This window comes from Ruminococcus sp. 1001713B170207_170306_F1 (assembly GCF_015668065.1).
In the GTDB taxonomy this organism is placed as follows: domain Bacteria; phylum Bacillota; class Clostridia; order Lachnospirales; family Lachnospiraceae; genus Blautia_A; species Blautia_A faecis.
Map to the genome: position 1 here is coordinate 21,302 of NZ_JADPEX010000010.1, position 13,668 is coordinate 34,969.

General features: G+C 42.9%; 13 protein-coding genes and 1 riboswitch. Of the genes, 12 read left to right on the forward strand and 1 reads right to left on the reverse strand.

Annotated features, from left to right (window positions below; translation table 11 throughout):
* The first annotated feature begins 103 nt into the window (after positions 1-103).
* From I4V84_RS08025 to I4V84_RS08060, 8 genes are all read left to right on the forward strand, one after another.
* A complete protein-coding gene (locus I4V84_RS08025; protein WP_331479166.1) occupies positions 104-502 on the forward strand; it encodes a hypothetical protein in 399 nt (132 codons plus the stop codon).
* Position 503: 1 nt separating this feature from the next.
* Positions 504-1,358 (forward strand): DUF5685 family protein, encoded by an 855-nt coding sequence (locus I4V84_RS08030; protein WP_118577785.1) that lies wholly within the window; start codon positions 504-506, stop codon positions 1,356-1,358.
* Positions 1,342-2,001 carry a J domain-containing protein gene (locus I4V84_RS08035; protein ID WP_118577784.1) on the forward strand — a complete coding sequence of 220 codons (660 nt, stop codon included), beginning with the start codon at positions 1,342-1,344 and terminating at the stop codon, positions 1,999-2,001. Before I4V84_RS08030 ends, I4V84_RS08035 begins: the two co-directional genes overlap by 17 nt.
* 292 nt (positions 2,002-2,293) lie before the next feature.
* A complete protein-coding gene (locus tag I4V84_RS08040) occupies positions 2,294-3,280 on the forward strand; it encodes a diaminopimelate dehydrogenase (protein WP_195991541.1) in 987 nt (328 codons plus the stop codon).
* Between the two features lie 310 nt (positions 3,281-3,590).
* A complete protein-coding gene (locus tag I4V84_RS08045; RefSeq protein ID WP_195991549.1) occupies positions 3,591-5,111 on the forward strand; it encodes an N-acetylmuramoyl-L-alanine amidase family protein in 1,521 nt (506 codons plus the stop codon).
* Between the two features lie 372 nt (positions 5,112-5,483).
* Positions 5,484-6,839 (forward strand): C40 family peptidase, encoded by a 1,356-nt coding sequence (locus tag I4V84_RS08050; RefSeq protein ID WP_195991557.1) that lies wholly within the window; start codon positions 5,484-5,486, stop codon positions 6,837-6,839.
* Positions 6,840-7,008: 169 nt separating this feature from the next.
* Positions 7,009-8,055: a GDSL-type esterase/lipase family protein gene (locus I4V84_RS08055; protein WP_195991559.1), complete on the forward strand. Its 1,047-nt coding sequence runs from the start codon at positions 7,009-7,011 to the stop codon at positions 8,053-8,055.
* Positions 8,056-8,146: 91 nt separating this feature from the next.
* Positions 8,147-8,335: riboswitch (cobalamin riboswitch) on the forward strand.
* A gap of 460 nt (positions 8,336-8,795) precedes the next feature.
* Positions 8,796-9,104 (forward strand): cysteine-rich small domain-containing protein, encoded by a 309-nt coding sequence (locus I4V84_RS08060; RefSeq protein ID WP_195991561.1) that lies wholly within the window; start codon positions 8,796-8,798, stop codon positions 9,102-9,104.
* A 123-nt stretch (positions 9,105-9,227) separates the two neighbouring features.
* Here I4V84_RS08060 and I4V84_RS08065 read toward each other — a convergent pair whose 3' ends face one another.
* Positions 9,228-9,941, reverse strand: a complete 714-nt coding sequence (locus I4V84_RS08065; RefSeq protein ID WP_118577779.1) for a phosphatase — start codon at positions 9,939-9,941, stop codon at positions 9,228-9,230.
* Positions 9,942-10,220: 279 nt separating this feature from the next.
* On the opposite strand from I4V84_RS08065, the gene I4V84_RS08070 reads away from it, so the two are divergent.
* From I4V84_RS08070 to I4V84_RS08085, 4 genes are all read left to right on the forward strand, one after another.
* Positions 10,221-10,598 carry a BMC domain-containing protein gene (locus I4V84_RS08070; protein ID WP_173773174.1) on the forward strand — a complete coding sequence of 126 codons (378 nt, stop codon included), beginning with the start codon at positions 10,221-10,223 and terminating at the stop codon, positions 10,596-10,598.
* Between the two features lie 6 nt (positions 10,599-10,604).
* Complete coding sequence (locus I4V84_RS08075; RefSeq protein WP_195991568.1) at positions 10,605-11,078, forward strand: EutP/PduV family microcompartment system protein; 474 nt, start codon at positions 10,605-10,607, stop codon at positions 11,076-11,078.
* A 247-nt stretch (positions 11,079-11,325) separates the two neighbouring features.
* Positions 11,326-12,192, forward strand: coding sequence for a class II aldolase/adducin family protein (locus tag I4V84_RS08080; RefSeq protein WP_118577777.1), 867 nt, complete (start codon positions 11,326-11,328; stop codon positions 12,190-12,192).
* 72 nt (positions 12,193-12,264) lie between these two features.
* Positions 12,265-13,653 (forward strand): aldehyde dehydrogenase family protein, encoded by a 1,389-nt coding sequence (locus I4V84_RS08085; RefSeq protein WP_118577776.1) that lies wholly within the window; start codon positions 12,265-12,267, stop codon positions 13,651-13,653.
* The last annotated feature ends 15 nt before the right edge of the window (positions 13,654-13,668 follow it).

Here is a 13,668-nt window from a genome sequence, read left to right on the forward strand (position 1 = left end):
GAATCAGGGATAGGGAAATAATATAATAACAAAAGAGCGACAGAAACTTATTCCAGGAAGATAAGTTCACAAGAAAGAAGGTATTTTATTGAAAGAAAAATTTATGAGATTTATGCAGGGACGCAACGGAGTGGATCAGTTTGCAAGATTCACTATGGGAGTGGCACTGGCTGCTATTGTGCTCACCTTATTTACTGGGACCAGAAGTGGAATTGGCGCATTTTTGGATCTGTTTGGAATGGCTGCCATTGTTTATACTTATTTCAGGATTTTTTCCAAAAATATTTCCAAACGTTATCAGGAGAATCAGAAGTATCTTCAGATGACAGATAAGTTAAGAGCCCGTTTCCAGAAAGAGAAGCGAATGATGAGCCAGCGCAAGGACTATCATATTTACAGCTGTCCTGGCTGCGGTCAGAAAATCCGTATTCCCAGAGGCGGATTTAAGAAAGTGGAGATTGAATGTCCTAAGTGTCATACCAAATTTATAAAGAGGCGCTGATATGTTTGGATATATTGTAATGAACAAGCCGGAGATCAAGATGAAGGATTTTGACATGTACAGAACTTTTTACTGCGGACTCTGCAGGGAACTGCGTGAGAAATACGGGATATCCGGCCAGATTACATTAAGCTATGATATGACTTTTGTGATCATGCTTCTTTCCGGCCTTTATGAGCCAAAGACGTACAAGGGCACTACCAGATGCATTCTTCATCCTGTGAGAAAACAGCCAGTTCGAAAGAATGTGATGACAGAATACTGTGCAGACATGAATATACTTTTAACTTATTATAAATGTCTGGATGACTGGAACGATGACAGAAAATATGTGAAGCTTGGTTACGCCAGGCTTCTCGAGGGGAAAAATAACCGTCTGTTAAAACTTTATCCAGATAAGGCGAAGCGGATCGTCGAACTTCTGGATGAGCTTTCCGCTTTGGAGAAACAGGGAGAGACAGATATAGACAGAATGTCCGGGATTTTTGGGCATATTATGGAGGAGATTCTTGCTTACAGGCAGGATGAGTGGGAGAAAAGCCTTCGAAGAATTGGCTTTTATCTTGGCAAATTCATCTATCTTCTGGATGCATATGATGATGTGGAAGAAGATGTGAAAAATAAAGATTACAATCCTTTCGCAGAAAAATATACAATGGAAGGGTTTGAAGGGGAAGTACGCCAGATCCTTATGATGATGATGGCAGAAACCTGCAGAGAATTCGAGAAGCTTCCTATTATTAAATATGGGGATATTCTTCGGAACATTTTATATTCCGGTGTGTGGTGCCGCTTCGAGGAAGTGAGCAGGAAACGCAGGGAAGAACGGGAGAAAGAACATGTTGGATCCATATAGCGTACTGGGAGTTTCCAGAAATGCAACAGATGAAGAAATAAAGAAGGCATACAGAAAGTTAAGCCGGAAGTACCATCCGGATGCGAATATTAACAATCCGAACAAGGATCAGGCAGAAGAGAAGTTTAAGGAAGTACAGCAGGCATATGAGCAGATCATGAGAGAACGCGAGTATGGAAGCAGTGGTGGATCTTCCGGCGGATACGGTGGTTATGGATATGGAGGATTTGGCGGCTTTGGAGGACAGCAGCGCCAGAGCACTTATGAAGATGAGGAAAGTGTGCGCAGACGTGCAGCAGCTAATTTTGTTCAGAGCGGACATTATCAGGAGGCTATGAATGTGTTGAATTCCCTTTCCCAGAAGAATGGAGAGTGGTATTATATTTCCTCCATGGCGAACATGGGAATGGGGAATAATGTAAAAGCGCTGGAGCATATTCGTGAAGCTGTGCGCCAGGAGCCGAATAATCAGCAGTACCGTATGCTCCTGAACCGGATGGAAGGTGGCGGAAGCTGGTATGAGACACAGCAGGGACCGTTTGGAGGAATGCCAGTGGCAGGGGATGATATGTGCCTGAAGCTTTGTCTGGCGAATGCGCTTTGCGGAATGTGCTGTCCGGGAAGCGGAGTGCTGTGCTGTTGATAAAGTAGAAGTTTATGATACTGTACCGTGGAGAAGGATGCCATTGTACAGTATTCTTTTTTGAGGTGTTTTGATGTTACCAGAGAACAGTAACCTTTGAATGACAGATTTTGTTAAAAATCAATTGACAAGAAAACTCGCACGTATTAAACTGTTAAAGCGTGAAATAGATATAGATACCGCAGACGTGAAGCATCTGACGTTCGTATGGGATAATACAGCTTTTGGGGGCTGCATGACCATTTGTGGGGGTTGTGCATCTGGCGTGCGGTAGTATAGGAGGAATCAGATAATGAGTATTCGTATTGGTATCCTGGGATATGGTAACCTGGGACGTGGCGTAGAATGTGCGATCAAACACAATCCTGATATGGAACTGGTGGGAGTTTTTACCCGTCGTGCTCCTGAAAGTGTTAAAATTCTGACAGAGACAGCGAAGGTATATTCTGTAGATGATGCTGAGAAGATGAAAGACCAGATTGATGTTATGATTCTTTGCGGCGGAAGTGCTACTGATCTGCCGGAGCAGACACCTAAGTATGCCCAGTGGTTCAATGTGGTAGACAGCTTTGATACCCATAAGAGAATCCCGGAACATTTTGCAAATGTGGACAAAGCAGCTTCTGAGAACGGTCATGTTGGAATTATTTCTGTAGGCTGGGATCCGGGAATGTTTTCCCTGAACCGCATGTATGCAAATGCAATCCTGACAAACGGCAAGGATTACACATTCTGGGGAAAAGGCGTAAGCCAGGGACATTCTGATGCAATCCGCCGTATCAAAGGGGTAAAGGATGGCAAACAGTACACTATCCCGGTTGAGGCTGCACTGGAAGCAGTAAGAAGCGGAAAGAATCCGGAGCTTACTACAAGGGAGAAACATACCAGAGAGTGTTTCGTAGTAGCTGAAGAAGGCGCTGATCTTGCAAGAATTGAGAATGAGATCAAGACTATGCCGAACTACTTTGATGAATACGATACCACAGTACATTTTATTTCCGAAGAGAAACTGAAACGTGACCACAGCGGAATTCCGCACGGTGGATTTGTAATCCGCACAGGCAAGACTGGCTGGAACGATGAGAACAGCCATGTGATCGAATATAGCCTGAAACTGGATTCCAATCCGGAATTTACTTCTTCTGTAATCATTGCATATGCAAGAGCTGCATACCGCATGAACCAGGAAGGACAGAATGGCTGCAAGACGGTATTTGATGTAGCACCTGCTTACTTAAGCGCTCTGAGCGGAGAAGAATTAAGAAAACATCTGTTATAATTACTTTATAACAGAAATATTACAGAATTTATAAAAGGACAGTTCTTTCACATTGTGTGGGACTGTTCTTTTTTTATGGAAAATACCTTTGAAAACATTGCTTTTAAAGAGAAAATAATACGAAAATATTGTGAAAACTTTACAGAGTTTTACTTTCGGGTTGACGATAGATGGAAACTGTAATATAATGAGCTACATAAAGCTGTAACAACTTTGTAAAAACTTGAAGATGATAATAACAGGGGTTGTGTTTGCTGGACAGCAGTATTACCTGTGGACAGCAACAGATTAATTAAAAAGGAAGGTAAGTATGCAAAACAAATGTAAAAAATTCAGACTTTGGAGTATCCTGCTGCTGGTAATGCTTATGGCAGCCGGTTTTACATGCCATAGTACATCAAGAGATGTACAGGCTGCCACGAAGAATGGATTCCGTACAGTAAAAGGGAAAACATACTACTATAAAAACGGCAAGAAAGTCAAAGGATGGCTTACCCTGAACGGTAAGAAATATTATTTTAATAAATCTACCGGTGTTCAGGCGAAAGGCTGGGTGAAAGATAAAAAGGGCAGAAAGCGTTATTTCACAAGCAAAGCAGGTGTTATGGTAACTGGATGGCTTTCCAATTCCAAGAGACAGCGTCGTTACTTTGCACCATCAACCGGATACATGAAGACAAAGTGGCTGAAGCTTGGCGGAAAGACCTATTACCTTTACGCTAAGTCAGGCGTTGCAGCTACTGGTTTTGTAAAGGACAGCAAAGGAAATATCCGCTATTTTTCCAAGACAGGAATTATGGCTACAGGCTGGTTGACAAGTTCCTCCGGAGTGAAGCGGTATTTTGCCAGCACTTCTTCCACTTCGACCAATGGAATTATGGCAGTTGGATTTAAGACCATTAACAATGTTACATATTATTTCTACAGTGGCTCCGGTGCTATGGCAACCGGCTGGGTAGAGAATACAGATAAAGGTACCAAGTACTATTTTGACCCTACTACAGGAGCTATGTATACAGGTACACAGACAATTGACGGTGTTACTTATGTGTTCTCTGACACTGGTGTATGCCAGGGTGAGAAGCAGAATGACCCTACACCAGATGGAAATACAGGAAGCAAAACGATCAAGAACTATCTGGCAGGAGCATTGATGCCAGTAGGAAAGGCTCTTTATGTATGGGGCGGCGGCTGGAATGATTCTACCAGAAAAGGTCTGAGCGATACCATGACCAACTGGTACAATAAATGGTCAGCTAATCCCTCTGGATATGACTACAATAATTATCGTGATCTTTCCACCTCGAACCGTGCGAAGGGCTTTGACTGTTCGGGCTTTGTAGGCTGGTCCGCTTACCAGGTAATGCAGACTCAGTCAGGCGTAGGTTATGGATACACAGTGGTATCTGGTGAGATCGGAAGCTATTACAAGGGCAAAGGATGGGGTACAATTGTAAACCAGTCCTACCTGTCACAGAATGGCTGGGAGCTGAAGCCTGGCGATATCGGATACAATGATGGTCATACATGGATCGTTCTTGGTCAGTGCAGTGATAAGAGTGTTGTTATCATCCACTCTACTCCGCAGGCAGGTGTCCAGATTTCCGGAACTACCACACCTACAGGAAGCTATTCCAGTGAGGCTGTAGCCCTTGCGAAGAAGTATATGTCCTTGTATTCCGGATACAGTATTTTTAATTATCATCCATCTGTTGGAAACTATATTCGAAATGGTAACTATCTGAGATGGAATGGAAATACACTTTCTGATCCGGATGGTTATTATAATATGACAGCAGATCAGATTCTGTATGACCTGTTTGGAAAATAATAATTATATGGAAGAGAACCAGTGGAAACGCCGGTTCTCTTTTTTTATGCTATAGGAAATTACGTTGGAATTCCCTATAGCATAAAAAAGCCCTGCCGGGCAGGATCCAGAAGCGGCGGAAAGGTAGATGTCGCTTATAGCGACCCGCCGCAGGCGGAGAATCCTGCAAAGCAGGATTCTTTCTTGTGGAAAAAAGCTTAATTCAAACGAATATATTACGAAATGTTACAGAAATTTAAAATTTATTGCAAATTAGGGTTGAAATCTTTGCAAGGGTGTGTTAATATGTAGCAAGATTGAATGAAATATTGCAAACATATTACAAATTAAGTTATTTTAGATTATCAAAATGATTAACGAGGGTGATGAAACATGAAGAAAAGAATTGTATGTCTGACACTGGCAATTTTAATGTGCGGCTCACAGGCTGTAAGCGTAATGGCTGACCGTGAGAGTGACTTAAGAGAAGAGCAGGCTTGGACAAGTCAGCAGCTGGATGCTACATATGCACGTATGAGTGCTCTGTGGGATCAGAAGCAGCAGCTTGAGAGTCAGATCGAATCTTTGAATTCTGATCTTGTAAATGTGATGGTTTCCATTCAGACTCTTGAGAATGATATCGCTTCCAAGGAAGCAGAAATTGAAAAAACACAGGGCGACCTGACCAAGGCACAGAATGCCAAGGATAAACAGTACAGCGCCATGAAGAAACGTATCCAGTATCTTTATGAAAAAGGTGGAAATAATGCATGGTTCCAGATGATGTTAAATGCAGATAACCTTGCAGACCTTCTTACCAGAGCTGAGTATACACAGCAGATGTATGAGCAGGACAGAGAGAGCCTTCAGAAATATGCAAGAACAATTGAAGAGGTTCAGAAGTTAGAAGAACAGTATGAGCAGGAGAAGGCTGATTTTGAGACCATGAAGGAAGAATATGAGGCTCAGCAGTCTAACCTTCAGTATCAGTTGGATGTAACCCGTGCGAACAGTGCTGATTGCGAGAACGAGATCGCATATGCACAGCAGCAGGCTACTGAGTATGCGAACCTTCTGGAACAGCAGCAGGCAGAAATTGAGCAGCTTGAGGCAGAACGTATTGCAGCAGAAGAAGAGGCAAGACGTCAGGCAGAGGCAGAGGCCGCAGCAGCTGCAGCAGCCCAGGAAGCAGCTCAGAATGGAGATAATTCTTCAGAAGATGTTCAGTATGATGAAGATGGAAATGTTGTAAGTGGTTCTTCTGATGGATCTTCTGATTATGAATATGATGAGTATGGTAATGTAATTGATACTGACAATACAGTTGATTATAATTCCGATGCAAGCAGCTCCGGCAGTTCCTCAGATAGTTCTTCTGACAGTTCATTAGCCAGCAGTTCTTCAGGTTCTGGCTCTTCTGTTGTATCCTATGCAACACAGTTTGTTGGAAACCCATATGTATGGGGAGGAACAAGCCTTACCAGTGGTGCTGACTGCTCCGGCTTCGTGCAGAGTGTATATGCAAACTTTGGCGTAAGTCTTCCAAGAACATCTTATGAGCAGCAGAATGCCGGATATGAAGTATCCTATGCGGATGCTCAGCCAGGCGACCTGATCTGCTATGGCGGACATGTTGCAATTTATATGGGAAATGGACAGATTGTCCATGCATCCAATGCCAGAGATGGCATCAAGGTCAGCGATAATGCTGCATACAGAACGATTACTTCTGTAAGACGTCTTGTGTAATCTGAATAAATGAATTTGTGAGCCCTTTCCGGAGATGAAAATCCGGAAGGGGCTTTTTACTGAAAATAATGTGGAAAAGCAAAGAAAAAAGAAGTATAGTAAGAATAAAAGTATTGTCTGAAAATCGTAACATAAATATTTCGTATAGCCAGATGAGAGGTGGAGAAAAATGCTTAGCCATTATCAGATGAAGGAAATTCCATATTTAAGAATATTAGGAAGAACGAATGGCAGTCTGGAACCGGTAACACTATTTTGGACCGCTTCCGGAATTGAACTGAATGTAAAAGCAACAGAAATATGGGTGAAAATCCGCTCCGATTATGATGTTTTTGAGCCATGGGTGGATGTGATCGTAGACGGCGTATTGTCCCAACGGCTTATAGTAAATAAGGGAGAACAGGAAATCTGTCTTTTCCGTAATATGGAAAGGGATAAGGTAAGAAATGTAAAGCTTCTTCGTGATACCCCTGCGTTTCCCACAGATGAAAAAACATTGCTTCAGCTTCTGGAGGTTGAAACTGACGGTGAGTTTTTACCTCTTGAAACACCAAAGCTCAGATTGGAGGTAATAGGGGACAGCATTACCTCTGGTGAGGGCGGCAGCGGTGCAGGAGAAGAAATGACATGGAATTCCTTTTGCTTCAATGCCGTGGATAATTATGCATATATGGCAGCAAAAGAACTGGGCGCGGTGTACAATTGCATCAGTCAGAGCGGCTGGGGCGTTTTCTGTTCCTGGGAAGGCAATGAGCAGCAGGCAATCCCGCTATATTATGAGCAGGTGTGCGGTCTTTTAAATGGAGAAAGAAACAAACAACTGGGTGCTATGGAAAAATGGGATTTCCAGAAGTTTCAGCCTGATGTGATCGTAGTGAATCTGGGGACAAACGACAGCAGCGGCACGAAGAATATGGACAGAGTTGGAAAGGCTGTGGAAGACTTTTTGAGAAAACTGCGCGTATGTAATCCAGAAAGCTATATTCTGTGGTGTTATGGAATGCTTGGAGCTGAGATTTTGCCTACGCTTGAGAAAGCAGTGGGGAATTATAAAAGAAAAACAGGGGATGAGCGCGTGGAATTTGTGAAGCTTCCGGATACACAGGAAGGAGAATTTGGATCAAGGCAGCACCCTGGGCACAGATCTCATGAAAAAACAGCGAAAATCCTGATGGAGAAGATTCTGGAGAAGCTGACGCTGCTGTTCACGCCGTGACAGCACCATCAGGTTGATAAAAAAATAACAAAAAATCCTTTCAAATGGTTGACAAAGACAGTGACCGGTGGTAATATGATGTCAGTATAATTCCATAGTGAACATATTAAGTGCTGACAGCTATAAGCTGGCAGAAAGAGGGAATCAGGTGAGAAACCTGAGCGATCCGGTCACTGTAACAGAGGAGCGAATCTCATAGTCCATTGTGCTTACGCATGAGAAGGAGAGAGGAAGTGATGATTCTGGAGCCAGGAAACCTGCTTGGTATGGCGAGGTTAAACTTCCGATGAAAGTGTAACAACCAGTTTTGGGGAATCCGCAGCCCTGAGATGTTGTCCGCTTTTGTGAGTGGACATTTTTTATGGAATGATCGCCTGTTCAGAAGAATTATACAGATTAAATGGCAGGCGATACTACTTCGGATGAAACCGTTCCCTCCGCGTATATATGAACGGATCATATTCTACCCCGGAGTAGCATCGCTCCCTCTTAAATAATGATGATTCAGAAGCCGCATATGCGGTATTTTTTTTACACTTTTCCTGAGCCTGTTTGTAGAATTATTCTCGTAATCTCCTGCAGGGTGTGACGCACATCTTACAGAAAGCCTTTTTTAAACACGCTCTGGCAATATTCTATTCCTGTAAGCGGGAGTCATTTTTATCATTTGATTTTTGTGCATTACGAAATAGAATATAAAGAATATTTTGTTTTGAGTTGTATGAGATAAGGAGAGAAATATGGAGAAAAAATATTGGGAAGACAAAGAATACGCTTATTTCAGCCATAAGAAATGTGAGTATTTTCCATGCCATAAAGGAGCTGATCCAGAGAACTTTAACTGTCTGTTCTGCTATTGCCCGCTTTATGCCCTTGGAGAAAAATGCGGCGGAAATTTCAAATATAATGAGAAGGGATTTAAAGATTGTACGAATTGTCAGCTACCTCATAAGAAGAAAAACTACGGTTATGTGACAGGAAAATATCAGGAACTTGCTGCGATGATGCAGAAAGTAAGAGAAGCAGATCATAAAAATGAAAATGAGTAATCAAAGAAATAAGTATAAAAAACTCTCCGGAATATATACGAAGTTAAGCTTACGTATTTATATTTCTCGGAGAGTTTTTGCGCAACGCAAAATTCCATTGGAATTCTGCAAGCTGGATCCTTTTTATCGTATGCTTAACAGCATCTTTAATTTCGGAATCTGGTTGTTGAGAATCAGACCCTCTGGAAACATAGCATTATGAACGAAATCAGCGGCATAAGTGAAGTCTCCAATATGCTCTGTTCCATGACTGTCACTGGAAAGCACGATTGGAACCAGATACTTCCGGCAGCAGGACAGGATCTGCGCGCAGTTGGCATGGGTATCGCCCCGATATCCGTAAGGTGCCAGGGAAGCTTCGTTGATCTCAAGGAGAACACCGTTTTCACCGGCAGCCTTTACAACTGCGTCGTAATCTATGTCATACTGGGGATTATCAATGTGTCCCAGGATCTTTATAACCGGATTCTTCATTACGTTCAGAAAAGCAGCAGTATTTTCTTCCCTGGTCTTTGGCCGGAAATTCTGATAATGCATGCTGGCGATTGCGTAGTCCAGCTTATCAAGAAGCTCCTGTGGCAGATCTGTTTTTCCATCGGTATCCAGAATGTTCAGTTCAATTCCATATAATAATTCCACATCGAAACGCTTCCTGGGCGAATAGATCAGGCTTCGGAAATAAGAAGAAGTTCCGGCAGCCAGAGTGGCTGGTCCGTGGTCTGTGATTCCAAGAAGCTTCAGCCCTTTTTGAGAAGCAGCCTTTGCCATGTCGCTGATGGTGCAGGTTGTGCCGTGTCCGCTGGCAATGGAATGTGTGTGTATATCAGAAAGATACATAAAATCATCTCCTAGTCAAGATTACGTGAATATATGCAGCTGGTAATTTCACTATAAAAGTGTTTTGAAAAGCCATTTACAGTTAACTTTAGTATGCCAGAGGGAAAAAAACATGTCAATCATAAATAAGAAAAAACAGAGAAAACAAATAAAAACAACATTGTACTACAAGAAAAACCACATATAACATGCCAGGAAATGTTGCTTTTTGTTGACACTTGGAAATCAGAAAGGTATAATCAAATCAGATTATAAAAACTCTTTATTCAGGAGGAGAAAATGGGATACACAGATAATATGTCTCCGGAAATGAAACAGAGAATCGTACAGGAGCTTGTGCCAGGCAAGCAGATTTCCCTGGCACATATCATTGCCAATCCGGATAAGATTCTTTACACCAAGCTGGGTCTTGATCCATCTCTGGATTACTCAAGAGCGGCCATTGGGATCATGACTGTAAGTCCGGCAGAAACTGCTATCATTATGGCAGATATTGCGATGAAATCATCTGGCGTTGAACTGGGGTTTGTTGATCGTTTCAGCGGAAGCCTGATCATCACAGGTACTGTGTCGGAAGTAGAAGCTTCTACCAGCGCAATTCTGGACTATGTGGGAAATAAACTGGGCTTTACTTTATGCCCCATTACAAGGACTTGACAGAATATGAAGAAACTTGTTCTGATCGGTCGCAGCGAGGCTGGAAAAACTACTTTGACCCAGGCCCTGCATGGTGAAAAAATACATTATCATAAAACACAATATGTAAATAATTTTGATGTGATCGTAGATACGCCAGGAGAGTATGCCCAGACGAAAGGTCTGGGACACGCCCTGGCGTTGTATACATATGAATCAGATGTGGTAGGGCTGCTGGTATCTGCCACGGAACCGTATTGCCTTTTTCCACCTTGCATTACCTGTATGGCCAACCGTGAAGTAATTGGAATTGTTACCAAAATCCACAATCCGGATGCAAATGTAAAACTTGCCACGTCCTGGCTGGAGCTTGCCGGCTGTAAAAAAATCTTTTATGTAGACTCCAGGCAGCAGGAGGGCATTCCGGAGATTTTGGAATATCTCAGGGAAGATGGCGATGTAATGCCGTGGGAAAAAGATGCCTCTGATCCTGTGAATTAGAAAATAGCTGCCAAATGGGGAAAAACAGTAAAACCACGAAAAACAACATAGCAATCTAGAAAAAAATCCACATAAAACAACATAAAACAACGGAAAAACCTTGACTTATAATGTGGAATGGTGTAAACTTACAACATAACCAAAAAAAGTAACAGGCTAGCTATGCCTAGCCATGATAAGTTACCCGGTGCGGTACTATAACATACATAATCCACCGCACCTGAATGTGCTTAAGGAGGAAAAAAGCATGGTAAACGAATACGAAATCAAAAAACAGATTTGCGACATCGGAAGAAGAATCTATAACCGCAACATGGTTGCTGCAAATGATGGAAACATCTCTGTAAAACTGAATGACAATGAGTTCCTTTGCACACCTACTGGTGTATCCAAAGGCTTTATGACTCCAGAGTTCATCTGTAAAGTAGATGCAAAAGGAAATGTTCTTCAGGCTAACCCGGGATTCAAACCATCATCTGAGATCAAGATGCATATGAGAGTATATGAGAAGAGACCTGATGTAGGATCTGTTGTACATGCTCATCCAATTTATGCAACATCTTTTGCTATTGCCGGTATTCCGCTTACACAGCCAATCATGCCAGAGGCAGTTATCGCTCTTGGATGTGTTCCGATCGCTGAGTATGGTACACCTTCTACAATGGAGATTCCGGATAACCTTGAGAAATATCTTCCATATTTCGATGCAGTTCTTCTTGAGAACCACGGAGCTCTTACCTGGAGCACAGACCTGAACGCTGCATACATGAAGATGGAGTCCGTAGAATTCTATGCACAGCTTCTGTATCAGAGCAAACTTCTTGGAGGCCCGAAGGAATTTGATAAAGAGAACATTAAGAAACTTTATGAGATCCGTCGTAAATTCGGTATGCCTGGAAAACATCCGGCAAGCCTTTGCCAGAACAAAGATGGCATGAACTGCCATAACTGCGGTGGTGCATGTCACAACGAAGACTATAAACAGTTCCCAGGATATCAGTATGATTTCGTTGGCGGCAACTGCGATGCTCCGGCAGCAGATACAGCTAATGCAGATGCAGAGTTAGTAGCTAAGATCACCAAACAGGTTATGGCTCAGTTAGGACTGAAATAATCAGAAAATATAAAGGCCGCAGCTGTGAGAGAATCAGGCAGCTGCAGGCAATTGTTAAGGAGGAACAATCTCATGCCAATCAGCGAGAGCATGGTACAGGATATTGTACAGGAAGTTATGGCGAAAATGCAGATTGCAGACGCTCCGGCCGGTAAACATGGAATTTTCACAGATATGAACGAGGCCATTGAGGCTGCGAAAGCTTCCCAGAAGATCGTTCGGAAAATGTCCTTGGACCAGAGAGAAAAAATTATTACCTGCATTCGAAGAAAAACAAAAGAAAATGCAGAAATCCTTGCACGTATGGGTGTTGATGAGACCGGAATGGGAAATGTAGGAGATAAGATCCTGAAACATCATCTGGTAGCAGATAAGACCCCTGGTACAGAAGATCTCAGCACTACAGCATGGTCAGGCGACAGAGGACTTACTCTGATCGAGATGGGACCGTTTGGCGTAATCGGAGCAATCACTCCGTGTACGAACCCAAGTGAAACCATTCTGTGCAACACAATGGGTATGCTGGCAGGTGGAAATACAGTTGTATTTAATCCGCATCCGGCAGCAATCAAAACCTCTATTTATGCGATTAATCTTTTAAATGAGGCATCCCTGGAAGCAGGTGGCCCGGACAATATCGCAGTAACAGTAGAGAAACCTACATTAGAGACAAGCAATATTATGATGAAACATAAAGATATCCCGCTTATCGCAGCAACAGGCGGTCCTGGCGTTGTAACAGCAGTCCTTTCCTCTGGAAAACGTGGAATCGGCGCTGGCGCAGGAAATCCTCCGGCAGTTGTAGATGAGACAGCAGATGTAAGAAAAGCTGCTCAGGATATCGTAAACGGATGTACATTCGATAACAACCTTCCGTGTATCGCAGAGAAGGAAATCGTAGCAGTTGCTTCTATTACAGATGAGCTTATGCATTATCTGGTAAGTGAGAATGACTGTTACCTTGCTTCCAAAGAAGAACAGGATAAACTTACAGCAGTTGTTCTTGCAGGCGGCAAGCTGAACCGTAAATGCGTTGGACGTGACGCAAGAACATTACTTTCCATGATCGGAGTAAATGCTCCTGCAAATATCCGCTGCATCGTATTTGAAGGACCGAAGGAACATCCACTTATCGCTACAGAGCTTATGATGCCGATCCTTGGCGTTGTAAGGGCAAAAGATTTTGATGATGCAGTAGAGCAGGCTGTATGGCTTGAGCATGGCAACCGCCACTCTGCACACATTCATTCCAAGAACATTGACAATATCACCAAATATGCGAAAGCAATCGACACCGCAATCCTTGTTAAGAATGCACCTTCCTATGCAGCACTTGGATTCGGCGGAGAAGGTTACTGTACATTCACAATCGCAAGCCGTACTGGTGAAGGACTTACAAGTGCAAGTACATTCACCAAGAGAAGACGCTGCGTAATGGCAGACAGCCTTTGCATTCGCTGACAGGAGGAAACATAA